This window comes from Paenibacillus sp. alder61, assembly GCF_020179875.1.
Taxonomy (GTDB): domain Bacteria; phylum Bacillota; class Bacilli; order Paenibacillales; family Paenibacillaceae; genus Fontibacillus; species Fontibacillus faecis.
This window is the reverse complement of record NZ_JAIUDG010000013.1, coordinates 106,486-126,792: the sequence shown is the minus strand read 5'-3', so window position 1 is coordinate 126,792 and position 20,307 is coordinate 106,486. Positions and strand designations below refer to the sequence as shown.

At 58.1% G+C, this 20,307-nt stretch carries 14 protein-coding genes; all 14 read left to right on the top strand.

The window, feature by feature from the left end:
- Positions 1–46: 46 nt before the first annotated feature.
- The 14 genes from LBW89_RS15400 to LBW89_RS15335 all read left to right on the top strand — a co-directional run bounded on the left by LBW89_RS15400 (position 47) and on the right by LBW89_RS15335 (position 19,369).
- Positions 47–2,425, top strand: coding sequence for a hypothetical protein (locus tag LBW89_RS15400; protein WP_148450751.1), 2,379 nt, complete (start codon positions 47–49; stop codon positions 2,423–2,425).
- Positions 2,422–3,372: an ATP-binding cassette domain-containing protein gene (locus LBW89_RS15395; protein WP_148450750.1), complete on the top strand. Its 951-nt coding sequence runs from the start codon at positions 2,422–2,424 to the stop codon at positions 3,370–3,372. Before LBW89_RS15400 ends, LBW89_RS15395 begins: the two co-directional genes overlap by 4 nt.
- Positions 3,347–4,294: an ABC transporter permease gene (locus tag LBW89_RS15390; protein WP_148450749.1), complete on the top strand. Its 948-nt coding sequence runs from the start codon at positions 3,347–3,349 to the stop codon at positions 4,292–4,294. Before LBW89_RS15395 ends, LBW89_RS15390 begins: the two co-directional genes overlap by 26 nt.
- A gap of 37 nt (positions 4,295–4,331) precedes the next feature.
- Positions 4,332–6,056, top strand: coding sequence for a phage tail tape measure protein (locus LBW89_RS15385; protein WP_148450748.1), 1,725 nt, complete (start codon positions 4,332–4,334; stop codon positions 6,054–6,056).
- Positions 6,057–6,094: 38 nt separating this feature from the next.
- The gene (locus LBW89_RS15380) at positions 6,095–7,084 is read left to right on the top strand and encodes an AAA family ATPase (protein WP_148451202.1); all 990 of its coding nucleotides are present in this window, start codon (positions 6,095–6,097) and stop codon (positions 7,082–7,084) included.
- A complete protein-coding gene (locus tag LBW89_RS15375) occupies positions 7,081–7,971 on the top strand; it encodes a DUF58 domain-containing protein (RefSeq protein ID WP_148450747.1) in 891 nt (296 codons plus the stop codon). Before LBW89_RS15380 ends, LBW89_RS15375 begins: the two co-directional genes overlap by 4 nt.
- A gap of 38 nt (positions 7,972–8,009) precedes the next feature.
- A complete protein-coding gene (locus tag LBW89_RS15370; RefSeq protein WP_225039499.1) occupies positions 8,010–9,977 on the top strand; it encodes a vWA domain-containing protein in 1,968 nt (655 codons plus the stop codon).
- Positions 9,958–12,807: a VWA domain-containing protein gene (locus LBW89_RS15365; protein WP_225039498.1), complete on the top strand. Its 2,850-nt coding sequence runs from the start codon at positions 9,958–9,960 to the stop codon at positions 12,805–12,807. Before LBW89_RS15370 ends, LBW89_RS15365 begins: the two co-directional genes overlap by 20 nt.
- A gap of 260 nt (positions 12,808–13,067) precedes the next feature.
- A complete protein-coding gene (gene tkt / locus LBW89_RS15360; RefSeq protein WP_148450744.1) occupies positions 13,068–15,092 on the top strand; it encodes a transketolase in 2,025 nt (674 codons plus the stop codon).
- 34 nt (positions 15,093–15,126) lie between these two features.
- Positions 15,127–15,447, top strand: coding sequence for a pyrimidine/purine nucleoside phosphorylase (locus tag LBW89_RS15355; protein ID WP_148450743.1), 321 nt, complete (start codon positions 15,127–15,129; stop codon positions 15,445–15,447).
- 178 nt (positions 15,448–15,625) lie between these two features.
- Positions 15,626–16,510, top strand: a complete 885-nt coding sequence (locus LBW89_RS15350; RefSeq protein WP_225039497.1) for an NAD(P)-dependent oxidoreductase — start codon at positions 15,626–15,628, stop codon at positions 16,508–16,510.
- A gap of 155 nt (positions 16,511–16,665) precedes the next feature.
- On the top strand, positions 16,666–18,021 hold the full coding sequence (locus LBW89_RS15345; protein WP_148450741.1) for a glucose-6-phosphate isomerase: 1,356 nt from the start codon (positions 16,666–16,668) through the stop codon (positions 18,019–18,021).
- A 113-nt stretch (positions 18,022–18,134) separates the two neighbouring features.
- On the top strand, positions 18,135–18,767 hold the full coding sequence (locus tag LBW89_RS15340; RefSeq protein ID WP_148450740.1) for a YigZ family protein: 633 nt from the start codon (positions 18,135–18,137) through the stop codon (positions 18,765–18,767).
- 5 nt (positions 18,768–18,772) lie between these two features.
- Complete coding sequence (locus LBW89_RS15335; RefSeq protein WP_148450739.1) at positions 18,773–19,369, top strand: TetR/AcrR family transcriptional regulator; 597 nt, start codon at positions 18,773–18,775, stop codon at positions 19,367–19,369.
- Positions 19,370–20,307: the final 938 nt, after the last annotated feature.

Here is a 20,307-nt window from a genome sequence, read left to right as displayed (position 1 = left end):
AATCTATGGCTGGGAACTTGTTTAGTTCGGAAAGGGGAAACTTGTGTTGCATTCAGTAAAACGATACGTCATGTACGCATGCCTTGGATGGATGCTGGCGGCATTTTGCGTTGCGGGCATTCCGGTATCCGCCGCCGCGGCCGAACCGAAAATCACGGTTCAAAGCGAAGAGGGGTTTGGCGGACTTTTCAAATCCAATGAATGGATCCCCTTAAAAATTTCGCTGACGAGCGATCGGGACATTTCGGGGGAACTGGTGGTGCAAACGGAGGTCCCTTTTACGGGAACCCGCATATCCCACGTACAGCAGGTAGAGTTGCCCGCGGGAACGACGAAGGTGGTTACCTTCGGGATCGAGGGTGACAGTTTCAGCAAAAACAACAATGAAATTCGCTTCTATCAAGGTTCGGCCGAGTCGGGGAAATACATTCCGTTCTCTTCCGGAACACCTTACCTGCAAAGGGCTTCCGTCCGCGGAACGCTGATCGGTGTTCTGGCCGCGGATCCCGATACGATGAATTTTCTCGCGGCCCTTAACGGAAACGTCAACCAGGCGGTGGTCGCCCCGCTAAAAGGGAGCGATATTCCCAACGAGGCGGCGCTGCTGGGCAGCCTGGATGTGCTTGTCATGAACAATTTTCCGGCGGACAGCCTGACCAGGGAGCAGGCGGAAGCGATCCGCTCTTGGGTCGACCGCGGCGGCTCGCTCGTATTGGCCGGCGGACAGGGCTATCCCAAGACCGCAAAAGGGTTTGAGGACCTTTCTCCGGTCGAGTATAAAGGCAGCGCGGATGTATCCTCTTTGCCGAATGTAGCGAAAGCAGGGGGGAAGCCGCTATCTTTAAACGAACCTTTTCCCGTTTCCGAGGCGAGTTTGAAGACGGGGGCAAAGGCGGACATCGCGGAAGGCGATCTGCCCCTGTTCGCCTCCTGGTCCGTCGGTAAAGGAAAAGTCTACTATGCCGCCTACGATGCGGCGATGGCGCCCCTCCAAGGATGGGCGGGGCATCCCGAAGTATGGAACCGGTTGCTGCGGGAGGAGATTTCCGCAAACTCAGGATCCATGGGCCATGGCGGTATGGGCTACGGCAGTAATTTGGCTTCCAATATCAGCTATTTACTGGATTATTTCCCTTCCTTAACGCTGCCTCCATTCTCCGCGCTGTTCTGGCTGCTTCTCGGATACGCCATCCTGGTGGCGCCTGTACTGTATTACATTTTGAAGAGAATCGACAAGCGCGAGTGGGCCTGGGGATTGATTCCCTTGATCGCGGTTTTGGCCAGCGGCGCCGTCTACATGACGGGAACGAGCGGAAAATCGAATCTGCGCAGCCATACGTTAAGCTTCGTGGAGCTGGACGGCAAAGGCCGTGCTTTAAATTCGACGGCTTCGGCTATATTTGTGCCCCGAGGCGGCACTTATAACGTTGCTCTTCCGGCGGGCACCTTTGTATCGGTGACCAGGGAGGACGGATTGCTCTCCGGCGGACAGGCCGGACAATCGAACCGTCAACTGGTCAGAGTTAAACCCGACACAACCGAAGTGAAGCTCCGGGACATGACGCATCGCTCCTTGGCCAAGCTGTGGATGGGCGAAACGATTCTACCCGAGTTCGGGGCCATAAAAATCAATTCCTCGTACGATGACCAGGGGCGCCTGACCGGAACGGTGACGAATGAAACCCATACCGATTTGAAAAAAGCAGCCATTCTTTCCGCGGGGAAAGTCTACCAGATCGGCGATCTCCCCCCAGGGAAAACCGTGCAGATTCCGGCGGGCACCGGTGTGGTTAATACGGGCGATTACGGTTCCACCTTGTATCCGCCGACGGGAAACAAGGAGGATTATTTGCTGCAGCGGCAAAGAGGCATGATCAACCAGTATATGGGCTCGGGATCGGCCTGGACGAAACATACCTTTATCGCATGGAACGAGGAGCCGCTGGAACAGGACCAGTATGAGGTTAACGGAAAGTCGCCGCAGTCCGACCGGCTTAATCTGGTTACCCAATTTTTCGCTCCGAGTTTTGAACAGGGCGGGGCGGTTTCCATTCCTTACGGGATGATAGGGGCCCGGATTACGGAGGTTACAGCAAAAGACTGGGGAACGGAAGGGTCCAACAGAGTCAACATGTCAAACGGAGAAATGACCTTGGAATACACCTTGCCGGATCTTGGCGATCTCCGGATATCAAGATTGATGATCCGCTCCACCTATCCCGGGGATAAAACGACAATAATGATTTGGAACGAAGATCTCGGGAAGTGGGAGAAGTTTGATCTTGGAGCCAAGTTCGAGGCCGACCTCACCAAGAAAGCGGAAGCTTATGTACGCGGGGGGGTTATGAAAGTGAAAATTACAGCCGCAGAATGGACCTACTTCGATCTGCCGGAAATTTCGCTGAAAGGAAAGCAAAACCGATGATTGAAATCAAAAACTTATGCAAGACATACGGCGGTTTTGAGGCGCTGAAGTCGGTGAATCTTACCATTTCCAAAGGAACGGTGTTCGGTTTCGTGGGGCCGAACGGAGCGGGAAAGACGACCACGATGTCGATCCTGGCGACCTTGCTGGCCCCCAGCTCCGGGTCGGCCAGAGTCGGGGGCTTTGAAGTGACGGAGTATCCGCACGAGGTCCGCAAGCGAATCGGATACATGCCGGATTTTTTCGGGGTTTACGACCAGTTCAAAACGACGGAATATCTCCATTTTTACGGGGCCAGCTACGGCATTCCGAGGGACGAAAGAGAGCGGCTGATTCCTCAGTTGCTCGAGCTTGTGAACTTGAGCGATAAAAAAGACGCCTACGTCGACAGCTTGTCCCGCGGGATGAAGCAGCGCCTCTGTCTGGCGCGGTGCCTGGTGCACGATCCCGAGGTGCTGATTCTGGACGAGCCGGCTTCGGGGCTCGATCCCCGGGCTCGCATCGAGATGCGGGAAATTCTGAAGGAACTGAAGCTGATGGGCAAGACGATCATCATCTCTTCTCATATTTTGCCCGAGCTGGCGGAGATGGTCGATGAAATCGGCGTGATCGAGCACGGAACGATGATTGCTCAAGGGCGGGTGAGCGAGATCCAGAATCGGCTCCGGGTCAAAAGAGTGCTGCATATCCGCGTCCTGGACCGGGCCGGCGAACTGGCCGCGCGGCTTAAGGACGAGGCGCATGTCAGCCAGGTCCTCCACGACGAGACGGGCATCCATGTTCATTTCGGCGGTGGCGATGCGGAGCAGTCCCAACTGCTGGGCGGCATCATCGGTTCGGGGTATCAGGTGATCTCTTTCCATGAAGCCCAGAGCAATCTGGAGGATGTCTTCCTGGAAATTACGAAAGGGGGGACGGAACATGAACTGGCGCAACATGTGGATTAATCCCGTCCTGGACAAGGAGTTTCGTCTGCGGATGCGGACGCCGAGGGCCGCGGTGTCGGTGCTTAGTTACGTGCTGGTCATGGGGCTTCTGGCCATGGGCATCATCTACGTGATGACCTCCGGCGGCATGGGCCAGGCCGGAAGAATCGACCCGACCAGCAGCCGGATGATGTTCTATGCGCTAAGCATCGCGCAGCTCGTTCTGATCGCTTTTATGACGCCGGCTCTGACGGCCGGAGTGATCAGCGGGGAGCGGGAAAAGCAGACGCTGAACATGCTGCTGACGACGCAGCAAAGTTCGGCGACGATTATTCTAAGCAAGCTGGTCTCCTCGCTCGGCTTTATAACCCTCCTGATCGTGGCGACACTGCCGGTCTACAGCATCGTGTTTCTGTATGGCGGGGTTTCTCCGAGCCAATTGCTTTCGGTCTTTATTTTCTATCTTTTTGTCATGCTGCTGCTCGGCTCGATCGGAGTGATGTACTCCACGCTGTTCAAAAGAACCATGGTTTCCGTGATCATGACCTACGGGACGGGACTGATCATTTTCTTGGTGACCGGACTCGTGTTCTTGTTTGCCTTAAGCATAGAACAGGCGCAGCAATACGCGGCATCCGGCCCTCCGCAGCCTTATTCCTGGGTCGGGTATGTGCTTGGGCTCAATCCGGCCGGGGCTCTCATCAGCATCCTGGAGCCTTCGTTCTCGGAATCCGCCTTCTTGGTTAACGGGGGCAATTTTCAGGCCAAGGCGCCCATTCCGTTGTGGCTGGAGTTTGTACTCGTTTATGCTGTCGGGATCGTTATTTTTCTCTGGGTGGCCATCCGCAAAATCCGTCCGGTCAGAGGCAAACGATTCCGTCCCGAGAGACCGCGGGAAACAGGCGGCGAAGCGACCGACAAGGTGATGCGAAAGCAGCCATGAATCGTTTAACTAAAAGATGACGGGAGGAGGCGGCAATATGGAGGAGTTCGAGTTCCACCGACAGTTGAAGCTCGTCCGCAGGCGATTACAGCGGTTTCGCGAACTGGACGGGATGAGATGGGGATTTCTGTCGGGGCTTGCCGCCGCCCTTCTGTGGCTGGCTGCCGGCAGATTGTGGCCCTTGGAGGGGCCATGGATGTATGCGGCGGCCAGCATAGGGGTGTTCACAGCGGCCGGCTGGCTGTACGGCCGCTTTAACTGGGTGCCGCTCGCGGAAGCGGCCCGGACGATGGACCGGGCCGAACCGGGGGAGGAGCGGCAGGATCTGCTGGCGACGGCGTTCGCCTTCGCCGGAGAAGACTCGCCGGCCGCCCGTCAGCAACGGGGACAGGCGGAGGCGTACGGCGCGGCCTATATCGGCGAGCTGAAACAGCGCCTGCCGCTGCCGCGCCGCCGCTATTGGCCGCTTGCCGCCGCCGCGGGCCTGCTGGCCGTGCTCCTGCTGGCCGTGCTGCCGAATCCGATGGACGAGACGGTGCGAAAGAACCGCCAAGCGCGGGACTGGGTTCGTACCCAACAGACGGAGACCGAGCGGAAGCTGGAGCAGTTGAAGGCGGAAACGCTGGACCCGCAGGCGAAGACGGCGTTGTCCGACGAGCTGGCCGAGCTCCGGCAGGCTTTGCGGCAGAGTCGAAATCCGGACCAAGCGTTGGACCTTCTCGAGGAAAAAATGCGGAAGCTGGACGAGATGGCGGATAAGCTTGAATTGGAGCAGCGTCGGCGCGAGGATTGGCTCGAGGCCTGGAAAAGCCGCGCCGATACCGGGAAGTTGGGCAAAGCGCTGGAGATGAAGAGCCCCGATGAAGCCGGCAAGGCGGTGGACGAGCTGAGGCAGAAGGCGCCGAGCCTTACCGTGGAGCAGCGGGAGAGCCTGGCGGAAGCGCTTCGGCAACTGGCCGAAACCGCGCCCGACGAAGATGCGGATGCGCAGCGGCTCGGGGAAGCGCTGCGGAAAGCGGCCGCAGCGCTGGAGAGCGGAGAGGCCGCCGGGGCGGACCGGGCGCTGGAGGAATTGGCCGAAGCGATGGAGCGGGACATCCGCGCCTCGGAGACCAAATCCGGCCAAGCCGCGTCCGCGTCCGAGTTGGCGGCGGCCTTGGCGGAGCAGGGGCTGGATTTGGCGGAGGACATGGCCGCCTCCGGGTTGGCCGTTTCGGGCGCCTGGGGCCAGGGCGGCCGGGCGGAGCAGTTGGCCGCCGGAAGCGCCGCGTCCGGCAGCGGCGCTTCTCCCGGCAATGCGCCGGGAGAGAACGCCCCGGGCGGCCGCGGCACCGGTGAAGGAAACGGGCCCGGCGATGGCTCAGGTGCAGGGGCCGGCCAAAGAAGCGGCGGCGGGTCGGGAATCGGCCAAGGCCAGGGCTCGGGTGCGGGGTCCGGAACCGGCGGTCGCGGTCAGGGGATTGGCGCCGGTCAAGGCCAGGGCTCCGGCGCCGGGCTTGGCAGCGGCGGCCGCACGCTGGTGACGACGCCGCGGAGTATTCAGGGCGGCGGCCGGGTCGAAACCGACGGGGGTCCCGCTACCGGAGGCAGTGTGCAAAAAGGAGGCAAGTCTCCGGTCTTGGACGGCGTCAGCCGTCCCTATGAAGAGGTCTACAGCGACTATGCGGCCGAAGCCAAACGGTCGCTGGAGCGGAAGGATCTTCCCCAGCGGATGCAGGGACTGGTCGAGCGTTATTTTACGGAAATTGACCCGGGGTCTTAATCGTTTTTTTGTATTTACAACTAAGGAGGAGATGGATGATGTTGGAACCGATGCCGCAGGTAAAGGCCTGGAGCGACACGATTTCGGCCGTGCGGGAGCAGATCTCCCGTGTGATCGTGGGGCAGACGGACGTGGTGGAGCAGATGTTGTGGTGTATTTTTGCCGGCGGACACGCGCTGCTGGAGGGGATTCCCGGTCTCGGAAAAACGGTGCTGGTCCGAACGATCGCCGATACGCTCGAACTGTCCTTCTCGAGGATCCAGTTTACGCCGGATTTGATGCCGAGCGATATCACCGGGACGAATGTCATCCGGTTCGGGCCGCAGGGGGCGGCGGACGCCGTATTCCAGCCCGGCCCCGTGTTCAGCGGCATCGTGCTGGCCGACGAGATCAACCGGGCTTCCCCGAAAACCCAAAGCGCCCTGCTCGAAGCCATGCAGGAGCAGACCGTTACGGTGGGCGGGGAGACGCGGAAACTGCCGCATCCTTTTTTCGTGCTGGCCACGCAAAACCCGTTGGAACAGGAAGGAACTTATCCGCTGCCCGAAGCCCAGCTTGACCGGTTCATGCTGAAAATTCATGTCGGCTACCCATCCCCGGAAGAGCTTAAGGAAATCGTTCGCCGGACGACCTCAGGGCCCACGCCGGTACCGGACCGACGGACCCAGGTGGCCGATCTGCTGGAGATTCGGCAGGCATCCAGGGAGGTGCTGCTGGCCGACGAGGTGCTGGATTACGGCATACGCCTCCTGATGATGACGCATCCGGAGGAACAGGCCGCACCGGAAGCGGTTCGCAGCTACGTCCGTTTCGGGTCGGGCCCGCGCGGCATTCAATCGATCATTGCGGCGGCCAAGGTGCGGGCGATCTCCAAGGGGCGTCTGCACGTGTCGACCGGCGATATCGCCGCGGTAGCGGTGCCGGCGCTGCGCCACCGGCTGTTCCTCAATTTCGAAGGGCAGGCCATGGGGATCTCGACGGATGCGATCATAAAGGAAATCCTCGCCGTGCTGGAGGGTGCCAGATGAATCAGCCGCTTCTTCCGCCTTCCCTGCTCCCCCGCTTGGAGAGACTGTCCCTGAACTCCGGACGGCAGGTCCGAGGGACGGCCCAGGGCAAGAGACGATCCGGCCGCCTCGGAGCATCCCAGGAGTTTGCCGATTACCGGGAGTACACGCCGGGTGATGATATCCGCCGCTTTGATTGGGGGGTGTACCGGCGGACGGGCCGTCCTTTTGTCCGCCAGTATTGGGACGAGCAGGAATTGATGGTCAGTCTGTATCTGGACGTTTCGGCTTCGATGGATTTCGGCGAGGAGAACAAACTCCGCTACGCGAAAAGGCTGGCGGCGGCGGTCGGCTATATGGCTTTGGCCGCGGACGACCGGGTGGCGGGGGCGGTGTTTACGGATGCGATCCGGCAAAAGCTGCCGGTGATTCGAGGCAAAGCCTCGGTGCTTCGGTTGTTCCGGTTTCTTGAAGAGGCCGTCCCTTCCGGGGTTGGGAACATCCGGACCGCGCTCAGCACCCCCGCTTCGCTGCCCGTCCGTCCCGGCATGGCCTGGATTTTCTCCGATTTGTGGCTTGAGGACGGGGTGGATGGCTTGAAGGACGCGCTCTCCTATCTGCTGGCCGCCGGTCAGGATATCGTGCTGGTCCAGATCGTTTCTCCCGCGGAGATCAAGCCGGCCTTTAGCGGGGATTTACGGCTGGTGGACAGCGAGCTGGGAACGGGTAAAGAACTGGCCATAAGCGGCAGAGTCCTGGAGAGCTATGCGGCGGAATGGAAGGATTATACCGGCCGAATCTCGGCTTTCTGCTTGGAGCGCGGTATTCGCTACGTTGTGATCCCCACGGATTTGCCATTGGAAAAGGGGATTTTTCAGACCCTTCGCACTGCGGGGCTCCTCGGTTAAAGAACGGTTTTATAAACAAGGAAAGGGGGGAAGAGCGGATGGAATTCGCTTCCTGGGCCGGCCTGTGGTTCGGACTTGCTTTGCCGGCGATCGTCGTCATGTATCTGTTTAAGCGAAAATATGCGGATATGCTCGTCCCCAGCCATATGCTGTGGAACCGGGTGCTGCGCAATATGGAAGCGAACCGCCCTTGGCAAAAGCTGCAGAACCGGCTGCTGTTGTGGTTTCAGCTGCTTGTGGCCGCCCTCCTCACGGTTGCGTTGATGCTGCCTTTCGTGTGGGTTCAAGGCGGATTTCAAGGCCATACGGTCATCATTATGGACACGTCGGCCAGCATGAGCGCAGCCGCCGAGGCGGGGGAGAACGGCGAGGCGGAGCCGGTCAGCCGGTTAGACCGGATGAAGGAGCGGCTTTCGGAGTACATCGGAAACAAAGGGGTCGACGAGGAAATCACGCTGCTTCAACTCGGCGGCAAACCCGAAGTTTTAATGTCGAAGGAGTCGGACAAGGACAAGCTTCGCCGGGCGGTGTCGGGGATTTCTCCGGATTACGGCTCGGCGGCTTACCGGGAAACGCTGTCCCTGGCCACGGCATTAACCCGAAGCGATTCCGGGGCACGCATCATGCTGTTTTCGGACAGCCCCTGGAACGAAGCCTTCGCGGACGTCAACAACGCGGGGAGCGAAACGCCGGTCGAATACGTTCCGGTTGAAGCCGAAGGGGAGGTGCGGAATACCGCCATCGAACAATTCGGCGTGAAGTCGAACGACCATACCCAAGCGAGTATCGCCGGGGTGGCGGTCGTGAAGAACTTCGGGAGCGTAGAGACGAAAGCGACCCTGAACCTCTACGGGGACGGGGAACTGCTGGCGACGAAGACCGCGGTACTTCGGGAACAGTCTAATTCAACCTTGACTTTCGAGGACCTCCCCGGGGCCGACGTATATCGTTTGGCGGTTGAGGAGACGGATGCGTATGCTCCGGACGACGAGGCGTTTGCTTTTTTGGAATGGGCCGACTCCCCGAACGTACTGCTTCTATCCCCGGGGAATTTGTTTCTGGAGAAAGCCGTGCAGCTTACCGGAGCCCGGTTGTCGCGGATGCAGCTTCCGGCGGAGGGAGGCGACGGAGCGGAAGGGAAAGCTCCATCGCTTCCGGAGCGCCGTCCGGATCTTATCATCGTCGACGGTCCGCTGCCGGAGTTCGCGCGGGAAGGGGAGTGGGCCGCGCTGTTTAAGGAAACGCCGCTCTGGAGCTGGGGAGGACGGGGGGACAAAATGCGCCTCGCGTCCAGCGAAGTCGTCATCGGGGAGCACCCGGTTACGCGTTATTTGACGATGGCGGATCCTCCGGCCGGACAACTGCGAAAAGCAGAGATTCCGGTCTGGGCCAAGCCGATCTGGACGGTCGGCGGGCTTCCTGCCGCCTACGCGGGGACTGAGAACGGCGTCCCGCGTCTCGTTTTTTTGTTTGATTTGCAGGACGGGGATCTCCCCCTGCGGCCCGAGTTCCCCATTTTGGTGAAGAACGCCGTGGATTGGCTGAAGGCCGGGGGAACGGCCGGGCTGGGAAGGGCGGTCGCCGGAAGCGAATTGGAGATTCCTTTCGCCGCGGATACGGTCCGGGCGGTTTGGACTCCGCTCGAAGGATACGCCGCCCGCCAGGGGAGCGGAGAAATACCGATATCCCCGGAGAGGGGAGAATTCTCCGCCAATCAGCAGGCTCCCGGCATTCCCGGTTTATGGAGGCTGCGGGTCTTTGCCAATGACGGCGCTGAGGGGCCGGGCTTTCTGCTGGAAGTGACGGCCGATCCGGCGGAATCCTCGCTTCGCGGCCCCGTCTTGTCCGCCGGCGGCGCGGGCACAGCCTCGCAGGAAAAAGAGGCGGAGACCCGTCCGGAGCAGTCAAAAACCCGGTACTCTTTGGTGTATTTGGCTGTGATCCTGGCCATCGCTGTGATTTTGACGGAGTGGGGGGTGTACCGGCGTGGGCGTTCAATTTCATAATCCTTGGGTGCTGTTGCTGCTGCTCCCATTAGGTGCCTTTGTAGTTTACTCGCTTCGCTCCGATTTCGGACTGAAGGGAGGGCGCAAAAAATGGGCCATCGGCCTGAGAACCGCCATCCTTATGCTTCTTCTTATGGTTCTTGCCGGATTTCAAACATACGCTCTGGTTAAAGAGAAGGAGGTGGTCTTTCTCGTCGACCGCTCGGCGAGCGTCGAGGAAACGGATTCCGCGCAGGAATGGATCCGCAGAGCCTCCGCGGCAAAAGACGAACGGGATCGGGCGGGCGTCGTTTCCTTCGGTCTTGACGGTTTGATCGAGAAAAACCTGGATGCGCGTCCCGTATCCGAAGCAAGCCTGGGGGCGGACGTCAATCCGGGATTCACCCATCTTGCGAAAGGACTTCAGGTCGCGGGCGGGCTGTTTGCGGGCAAGGAGAATCGGAGGATCGTCCTGATCTCGGACGGACGGGAGAATGTCGGCGACGCGGCTGCGGAAGCCGCGCTGCTGAAGGAACGCGGTATCGCGGTCGACGTGTCGGAAATCACGCCGCCGCTCCGTACGGACGCAGCGATCGAGGAATTCAGTCTGCCCGAACAACTGTATCAGGGGGAAGCCTTCGCCTTTGAAGTCCTGATCCGCAGCACCTTTGCCGGAGCCGGGGAGCTTCGGCTGTATGAGGACAACCGGGAGATCGGGCGGCATCGGATCGCGCTGGAGCGGGGGGACAACCGCCTTGCCTTGCAAGGATTGGCGAAAGAGCCGGGGCTGCACCGCTACCGGGCCGAATTTTTTGCGGGTGCGGACGAACGCGCCGAGAACAATGTCCATTATGCGTTCACCCGCGTGAAAGGCGAGCCCAAAGTGCTGATCGTCGAAGGAAAGCCGGGGACCTCCTCCAATCTGGAAAACGCGTTGAAATCCGGGCTGATCGATTACGAGGTCATCCCGCCCGGCATGCTGCCCTCGGAACTGGCCAAGTATGCCGGATACGAAAGCATTCTGTTTAATAATGTGTCCGGCGAGCAGGTCGGCGGCAAGCAAATGGAACTGATCGAACAGGCGGTCCGCTCCTTTGGCGTTGGCTTTATGATGATTGGAGGCGAGGACAGCTTCGGAATGGGCGGTTACTATAAAACGCCGATCGAGCAGCTGCTTCCCGTTTCCATGGAACTCGAGGGAAAACGGGAAGTCCCCTCCCTCGGGCTAATCCTGGTCATCGATCGGTCGGGCAGTATGACCGGGGATAAACTGGAGCTGGCCAAGGAATCGGCGATGCGTACGGTGGAGCTGCTGCGGCCGAAAGACACGGTCGGCGTGGTGGCGTTCGACGACAAGCCCTGGTGGGTGGTCGAACCCCGGACGCTGGACGATAAAGCAGAGGTGATCGCTCAAATCGGCGGTATACCAAGCGCGGGCGGGACGAATATTTTCCCCGCGGTGTCGGAGGCCGCGGAGAAAATGCTGGCGGCCGAGGCGCAGCGGAAGCATATCATTCTGCTGACGGACGGCCAGTCTGCCGTGAATTCGGGGTATGACGAACTTCTGAAAACGATGGTGGACGGGAAAATCACGATGTCGACCGTAGCGGTCGGCCAGGATGCCGACGTGAATCTGCTGCAATTCTTGGCGAACGGGGCCAAAGGGCGGTATTATCTGGTGGAGGATGCCACGACGCTGCCGGCCATTTTCAGCCGGGAGGCCGCGATGATCGCCAGAACTTATATCGTCGACCGCCCGTTCGTCCCGGCGCTTGTGCAGCCGGGGGATTGGGGCGGCTGGTTCCGTGACGGGACGCCGCGCATCTACGGGTACGTCGCCGCCACGCCTAAGCTTACGGCCCAGACCGTGCTGTCAAGCCCGGAGCCCGACCCCCTGCTGGCCAGGTGGCAGTACGGATCGGGGCGGACGGTGGCCTGGACCAGCGACCTGACGGGGAAATGGTCGAAGGATTGGGTCAAATGGCCGGATTTTCCCGGATGGTTTACGGAGATGGTGAAGTGGACCTTTCCGCAATTTTCCGCGTCCCCTTACGAAGTGAACACTACGGTGACGGGAAATGAAGTGCATTTTGAAGTAACCGCGGAAGGAGCGGACGCTCCGGATGAGCTGGAAGCGGTCGTTACCGGGGAAGAAGGCGGGGAGAGCCGGATCGCGCTCACCCAGATCTCCCCGGGCGTTTATACCGGATCGACGGACATCCGCACGCCGGGCTCCTTTTTGCTCAACCTGCAGGCCAAAGACGGCAGCGGCAAGGCGCTAAACGGCAGTATGGGCACCGGCTTCGTCGTGCCGTACTCGCCGGAATTCCGCATTCCGGCCGGCGGGGCCGAGGAGGACAAGCTGCAGGCTTTGGCCGAGCAGACCGGCGGCCGGGTGCTGGACTGGAACGACCCGGAGGCGGCGTTCCGGTTTGAGGCGCAGCCCGAACGGTCGCTGCGCGGTTGGGAGCGCCCGCTGCTGGCCGCGGCGCTGCTGCTCTGGCTCGCCGACATCGCCGTCCGGCGTCTGGCGCTGCCATGGTCCCGGCTGGCGGCGTTCCTCGCCGCCGCCAGCCCTTGGCGCCGCCGCGCCCGCGCGCTCGCGGCGGAATCGCCCGCTGCGTCCGCCGCCGGAGCGGACGCCGGGCTCGCCCGGCTGGCCGCGCGGAAATCGCGCGCGGCCGCCTTTTACGGCGCGGGCACCGGCGGCAAAGCCGCCGCCGATGCCCCGCCGCAGCCGCCGGCCTCCCCTCCGCCGGAGGAGGCCGGACAGGAGACCGCGCCCGCCGGGGACGGAGGCGCGGACCGGCTTGGCCGCCTGCTGGAGGCCAAGCGGCGGGGCGGCCGGTAGCGCTTGGCGCTGCCGGATTAGGGCTTCCGCGCGACCGCCGCGGGAGGAGCATTCTTTTTGGCGCTTTCAGGTATTCTTGCCTTCCCCGTGGGAAAGCTATGGACGATTGTTGAGAAAGTCATCTTGTTATGGAAAAGAGATGCAGGTAGTGGTACAATAGATAAAGTCAAAATGATCTTTTCAATTTGAATGTTTAACTTAGCAAGCTCTAGCCTTTCTTGATGCACAACGTATTTTTCCATGACCAAGGAGGAAAAGAAATGCCATTGTCAGACAACAACACCATTGAAAATTTGTCGATCACGACGATTCGTACGCTTGCGATCGACGCCATCGAAAAGGCGAAATCCGGCCATCCGGGGATGCCGATGGGTTCCGCGCCGATGGGTTATCAGCTGTTCGCCAAAACGATGACGCACAACCCGGATCATCCGACGTGGATCAACCGCGACCGTTTCGTCCTGTCGGCTGGACACGGCTCCATGCTGTTGTACAGCTTGCTTCATTTGAGCGGATATGACCTTCCGATGGAAGAGATCAAGCAGTTCCGCCAATGGGGCAGCAAGACGCCGGGTCACCCCGAATTCGGACACACCGCGGGCGTTGACGCCACGACGGGCCCGCTTGGACAAGGGATCGCCATGGCGGTGGGGATGGCGCTTGCCGAAACCCAACTCGCGGCTACCTACAACAAAGGCGATTTGAAACTGATCGATCACTATACTTACGGCATCTGCGGCGACGGAGACTTGATGGAAGGCGTTGCCAGCGAGGCTGCCTCCTTGGCTGGTCATCTGAAGCTGGGCAAGCTGATTTTCCTTTACGATTCCAACGATATCTCGCTGGACGGCGAGCTTAACCTCAGCTTCTCCGAGAAGGTAAGACAGCGTTTTGAAGCTTACGGCTGGCAGACGCTTCTCGTCGAAGACGGCAACGATCTGTCCGCCATCGCGGCGGCGATCGAAGAAGGCAAGCGCGACACGGAGCGTCCGACTTTGATCGAGGTGAAGACGGTCATCGGTTACGGCAGCCCGAACAAGCAAGGCAAGGGCGGCCATGGCGGTACGCACGGTTCTCCGCTTGGCGCGGAAGAAGCCAAACTGACCAAAGATTTTTACAAATGGGTTTATGAAGAAGACTTCTACGTTCCGCAGGAAGTCCGCGACCATTTCGCTCAAGTCAAAGAGCGCGGCATCGCGGCGAACAAAGCATGGGACGAGACATTTGCCAAATATAAAGCCCAGTATCCGGAACTGGCCGCGCAATTCGAAAAAGCGATCTCCGGCGAACTGGAATCCGGTTGGGACAAGGATCTGCCGAAATACAGCGCGGACGACAAAGCGCTGTCCACCCGCGTCGCTTCCGGCAACGCGCTGAACGGATTGACCGGCGGCGTACCGCAGCTTCTCGGCGGCTCGGCCGACCTGGAAAGCTCGACGATGACGCACCTCAAAGGTCTTCCGGTCTATACGCCGCAAAGCCGCGAAGGACGCAACCTGTACTTCGGCGTGCGCGAATTCGGCATGGCCGCGGCGATGAACGGGATCGCGCTGCATGGCGGACTTAAAGTGTTCGGCGGCACGTTCTTCGTGTTCACGGATTACCTTCGTCCGGCTGTGCGTCTTGCCGCGCTTATGAAACTGCCTGTGACCTACGTTCTCACCCACGACAGTATCGCCGTTGGGGAAGACGGTCCTACGCACGAGCCGATCGAGCAGTTGGCTTCGCTTCGCATTATTCCGGGTCTGACGGTCATCCGTCCTGCCGACGGCAACGAAACGTCCGCCGCTTGGGCTTATGCGGTGGAGAACACTTCCAATCCGGTGGCTCTGGTGCTGACTCGTCAAAACTTGCCGATTCTGGAAAAGACGGCCGAACTGGCGCGGGAAGGCGTTAAACGCGGCGGCTATGTCGTGTCGGATGCCAAGGACGGCAAACCGGTTGCCCAGATTATCGCCACCGGTTCCGAAGTGCAGCTTGCGGTTCGGGCTCAGGCCGCTTTGGCGGAAGAAGGCATTCATGTACGCGTGATCAGCCTGCCGAGCTGGGATCTTTTCGACAAGCAGGATCAGGCATACAAAGATTCCGTCATTCTGCCTGACGTGAAAGCCCGCGTTGCCGTGGAAATGGCGCATCCGTTCGGATGGGAGCGTTATGTGGGCGAGAAGGGCAGCGTCATCGGCATCAACACCTTTGGGGCATCCGCGCCTGGAGACAAGGTGATCGAGGAGTACGGCTTTACCGTGGCCAATGTGGTGAAGCACGTTAAGGATCAATTGAAATAACATCCATCAAAGAGGACCGAGGGGAGCGGGAAGCGTGGAGCAATTCAAAAATGTAACTGTAGACAAGGCCGCCAACATTTACTTTGACGGCAAAGTAACGAGCCGGACGGTATGGCTGCAGGACGGAAATAAAATTACGCTCGGAATTATGCTTCCCGGCGAGTATGAGTTCGGTACGGACTCGCTGGAAGTGATGGACATTCTCTCCGGAGACCTGAAGGTCCTGCTTCCGGGCGAAACGATATGGAGAGAGATCAGCGGACGCGGAACGTTTACCGTGCCCGCAAACTCCTCCTTCAAGCTGGTGGTCCAAAGCGTTACGGATTACTGCTGCTCTTACGGTTCAGGGGCTTAAGTTCAAGTTGGATTTCTATCAAAAGGCAGGTACATGCTCAGCGCTGTATCTGCCTTTTCCCATACGGGCGGTTGCCTGAAGGAGCCGAGTTGTGTTATTACTGAAAACACGAACTTGTATCGGTTACGGTACTGATTATGCATTCTAATGCGTATACGGACGAGGAGAGGATACGACTATGACAATCACACCTGAAAGTACATCGGTAGGCTTTATCGGAATCGGGGTTATGGGCAAAAGCATGGCCGGCCACATTCAAAACGCCGGTTATCCGCTGCATGTGTATACCCGAACGGCCGAAAAGGCGAAGGAATTGGTGGAAGGCGGAGCCGTATGGCATGAAACGCCGGGGGATCTGGCTGCGGCATGCGATGTGGTCTTTACGATGGTCGGTTATCCGAAAGATGTGGAGGACATTTATTTGGGAAGCAACGGGCTGGTGGAACGAGCCAAGCCGGGAGCTTATTTAATCGATATGACAACCTCAAGTCCGCTGCTGGCCGGGCGGATTTATGAAGCTTGCGCCGCCCGGGGACTTCACGGTCTGGATGCTCCGGTTTCCGGCGGGGACATCGGGGCCCGCGATGCCAAACTTTCCATTATGGTCGGCGGCGATGAGGCGGACTTTAACGCGGTACTGCCGCTCTTCCGGCTCATGGGCACCAACATCGTGCTTCAAGGCAAAGCAGGGGCAGGCCAGCACACGAAGATGTGCAACCAGATCGCGATCGCCTCGGGGATGATGGGGGTCAGCGAGTCGCTGGCCTATGCGCGGAGCGCGGGGCTTGATCCGGAAACCGTGCTGCGGAGTATCGAGAGCGGAGCGGCCGGCAGCTGGTCGCTCAGCAATTTGGGTCCGCGCATGATCGCGGGGAATTTCGAGCCCGGTTTTTATGTGAAGCATTTTATTAAAGATATGGGAATCGCTCTCGAATCGGCGCGGGAGATGGGATTGGATACGCCGGGGCTCGCTTTGGCCGAATCGCTTTATAAGCAGCTTGCGAGCGAGGGGTATGAGAATAAAGGAACACAGGTGCTTTTTAAGTATTATACGGAACGGTAAAATAGAGCGGGGGAGCCGGTTCCTCCCCCGGAAAGGTGTATAAAGTGCCCTTGTTTTCACGGGTATTTTACAGTATCCTAGTTACAAGTTAATGCACCATGGTTGTCCTCTGGATAGGCAGTGAGACCAATAAATAGATGGAGGTAATTATCAGCATGTCTAAAAAAGTAACGTTTGATTACAGCAAAGCATTGCAATTTGTAGGTCAGCACGAAGTCGATAATTTGGAAGCCCAAATCCGTGCGGCTCACGAGCAATTACATAACGGGACAGGCGCCGGCTCCGATTTCTTGGGTTGGATCGACCTCCCTACGGCATATGATAAAGAAGAGTTTTCCCGGATTCAGAAAGCCGCTGCCAAAATCCAAAGCGATTCCGACGTTTTGATCGTGATCGGGATCGGCGGCTCTTACCTCGGCGCCCGCGCGGCGATCGAGTCGCTTTCGCATTCCTTCTATAATTTGCTTCCTAAGGACAAGCGTAAAACTCCGGAAATCTATTTTGCCGGCAACAACATCAGCTCGACTTACGTCAATCATCTCCTCGACCTGATCGAAGGCAAGGGCTTCTCCATCAACGTCATTTCGAAGTCGGGAACGACGACGGAACCGGCGATCGCTTTCCGTATTTTCCGTGCGGCCCTGGAGAAGAAATACGGCAAAGAAGAGGCGCGCAAACGGATTTACGCTACAACCGACCGCGAGAAGGGCGCCCTGAAGAAGCTGTCCAATGAAGAAGGCTATGAAACATTCGTCATTCCGGACGACGTGGGCGGGCGTTACTCCGTTTTGACGGCGGTAGGTTTGCTGCCGATCGCGACTGCCGGGATTAACATTGAAGAAATGATGCAAGGCGCGGCCGACGCATCTAAGGAATACAGCAATCCGAATCTGGCCGAGAACGCCAGCTACCAATATGCGGCGGTCCGCAACGCCCTGTACCGCAAGGGGAAAGTTACGGAAATTCTGGTGAACTACGAGCCTTCCCTGCATTACGTATCCGAATGGTGGAAACAGCTCTACGGCGAGAGTGAAGGCAAGGATTTCAAGGGGATTTTCCCGGCATCGGTGGACTTCTCGACAGACCTGCACTCCATGGGGCAGTTTATTCAGGAAGGCAACCGCAATATTTTTGAAACCGTTATTCAGGTCACCGAAGTGCCTAGCCACATTACGATCGAATCCGATCCGGCGGATCTGGACGGCTTGAACTTCCTGGCCGGCAAAACGCTCGATTTCGTCAACAAGAAGGCGTTCCAAGGCACATTGCTGGCGCATACCGACGGTCAGGTTCCGAATTTGGTCGTCAATGTTCCGGATTTGACTCCATATTCCTTCGGTTATCTGGTATACTTCTTTGAAAAGGCCTGCGGCATCAGCGGCTACCTGCTGGGCGTAAACCCATTCGACCAGCCGGGCGTAGAGGCGTACAAGAAGAACATGTTCGCTCTGCTTGGCAAACCGGGTTACGAGAAAGAGAAAGCGGAACTGGAAGCAAGACTTTCCGAGTAATCGAGTAATCGACCAGCCTTTGCATAAAGGCAGGAATAAAGCCGCCAGGAAGCAGTTCACCGGATTTTTCCGGCTGGGCTGCTTCTTGGCACATTCATAAGGATGGAAATGACATGCTGGAACGTTACAGAACGGTGCGCCAAGCCGGAGAAAAGGAAATCGTGATCAAGAAGTCGAGATTCATCGGCCAGATCAAGCCGGTGGAGACGGAGGAAGAGGCCGTAGCTTTTATCGAAGAGATTAAGAAACGGCATTGGAACGCGACTCATAATTGCTCGGCGTATATGATCGGGGAAAGGGATGAAATCCAGAAGCAATCGGATGACGGGGAACCGAGCGGGACCGCCGGCAAACCGATCCTGGAGGTCATTCGCAACCAGGGGCTCAAGAACGTGGCTATTGTGGTAACCCGTTATTTCGGAGGCATTATGCTGGGGGCCGGAGGGCTGATCCGGGCATACACGGACGGGGCCGTCGCCGCGACGGAAGCCGGGGAAGTCATTACGCGCGTCCTGCACCGCGAGATTTTTGTGGAACTGGATTACACCTGGCTCGGCAAGGTAGAGAATGAGCTAAGAAACCGAGGCGTTCGCACGGGAGAAACCGGGTTCGCCGATAAGGTAACATTGCGTTGTCTGCCTTTGGAAGGAGAGTCGGACGCCTTTGCGGCATGGATGACCGATCTGACTCAGGGGCAGGCCAAGATGACGGAAGGTGAAAAGGTCTACTTTATTGAAGGGGAATAAAGCCTATGGCAAGAAGAGCAGTAGAGCAGGAGTTGTCAAGGGAACGAATTATGGATGCCGCGAGACATCTTTTTATCACGAAAGGCTATCGCGGAATTTCCATGAGGAGCATCGGGCAGCATTTAGGCTATAGCCACGGTTCCCTTTACTATCATTTTAAGGAAAAAGCGGAATTGTTCTACGCCATCGTCGTCCAGGACTTCAACCATTTGGCCCGGTTATGCGAACAGGTGACCAAGCGTCCGCCAAGCGAAGGTTTGACGAAGGTGGAACAGTTGATGCTGGAATTCATCAAGTTCGGTTTGGAGCATCCGCATCAATATGAAATTATGTTCATGCTTCGGGATGAGGAGATTCTGACTTATTGCCGGGCTGAACAGGCCAAATGTTTTGATATGTTCGACCGGATCATCCGCGGCTTTTTGAAAGAGGAGCGGCATCCCATGGAGGATAATCCATCCTTGCCGTTGAGCATGTTTTTGGGAATCCACGGATTTATCTCGTTTTATATCCAAGATCGCCTGACCTTCGAGGAGATTTCACCCGCCGCTATAGCCCACGTGAAAGTGCTAAGTCAAAGCAGCTATCGATTGACGTCATAGGACGTTTTTGTTTTCAGGTTTTACTTTAATCATTTACACTATCATAGCTGTACTCCTTTATTACGTTGCTTTAATAACGTTATCGACTTCCGAATTGTAATTATCCTCAACGCTGGTATGTGCCCGAAAATAGAAGGACGTGGTTCTCTCGGGAGACCCGCGTCCTTTGTTTGTTTTTCGACGCTTTTATGCAGCTAGCTCCTCCTGTTCCGCAATAATGCCAACTCCTGCTTGAGCCGGTGTTTTTTCCTCTCCACACCGGAAACTCTTCGAAAAGTCAGAAACGATAAAATTACATAACACATATAATCCATGGCCAGGGTATCGGCATGACCATCAGAAATGATTCGCTCCATTGATCCATTCTCCTTTAAGAGTTTTGAGGGGGTGAGTCTGAACGCCCGATTATCGCTGACCTGGTCAGCGCCTTCGCGGTTTTTGGGACGCTATTACGGCCGGAACCGGGCCGAAGCGGGTTCGAAGCAAGGCCGAAGTAGCTACGGAAATCAAGGCCGAAGTAGGTTCGGAACCAGGGCTGAAGCAGGTTCGGACTAGACTCGGAAGCAGGGACGAGGTAGTTCGGAAACTAAGGACGAAGCAGGTACGTAACCAACCCGAGGCAGGCCAGACCAGGCCGAAGCAGGGACTAGGCTCGGAAGCAGGGCCGAAGTAGGGACTAGGCTCGGAAGCAGGGCCGAAGTAGGGACTAGGCTCGGAAGCAGGGCCGAAGTAGGTACGGAAACCAGGAACGAAGTAGGTACGGAAACCAGGGACGAAGCAGGTCCGTAACCAGGCCAGAATCAGGCCGAAGCAAGCCCGAAGAATCTAACGGAAATAGTAGCCGCTATTCCGTCCAAAACGGCCAATTGAGAATTCTAACGGAAGCAGTAGCGGCTATTTAGTCAAAAGGGGGTCTTTTTGGCGGGAATGAGCCCAAA

Coding starts and splice junctions, on each gene's coding strand:
- LBW89_RS15395 (WP_148450750.1), top strand. CDS start 2,422: ATGATTGAAATCAAAAACTTATGCAAGACATACGGCGGTTTTGAGGCG.
- LBW89_RS15390 (WP_148450749.1), top strand. CDS start 3,347: ATGAACTGGCGCAACATGTGGATTAATCCCGTCCTGGACAAGGAGTTT.
- LBW89_RS15385 (WP_148450748.1), top strand. CDS start 4,332: ATGGAGGAGTTCGAGTTCCACCGACAGTTGAAGCTCGTCCGCAGGCGA.
- LBW89_RS15380 (WP_148451202.1), top strand. CDS start 6,095: ATGTTGGAACCGATGCCGCAGGTAAAGGCCTGGAGCGACACGATTTCG.
- LBW89_RS15375 (WP_148450747.1), top strand. CDS start 7,081: ATGAATCAGCCGCTTCTTCCGCCTTCCCTGCTCCCCCGCTTGGAGAGA.
- LBW89_RS15370 (WP_225039499.1), top strand. CDS start 8,010: ATGGAATTCGCTTCCTGGGCCGGCCTGTGGTTCGGACTTGCTTTGCCG.
- tkt (WP_148450744.1), top strand. CDS start 13,068: ATGCCATTGTCAGACAACAACACCATTGAAAATTTGTCGATCACGACG.
- LBW89_RS15350 (WP_225039497.1), top strand. CDS start 15,626: ATGACAATCACACCTGAAAGTACATCGGTAGGCTTTATCGGAATCGGG.
- LBW89_RS15345 (WP_148450741.1), top strand. CDS start 16,666: ATGTCTAAAAAAGTAACGTTTGATTACAGCAAAGCATTGCAATTTGTA.
- LBW89_RS15340 (WP_148450740.1), top strand. CDS start 18,135: ATGCTGGAACGTTACAGAACGGTGCGCCAAGCCGGAGAAAAGGAAATC.
- LBW89_RS15335 (WP_148450739.1), top strand. CDS start 18,773: ATGGCAAGAAGAGCAGTAGAGCAGGAGTTGTCAAGGGAACGAATTATG.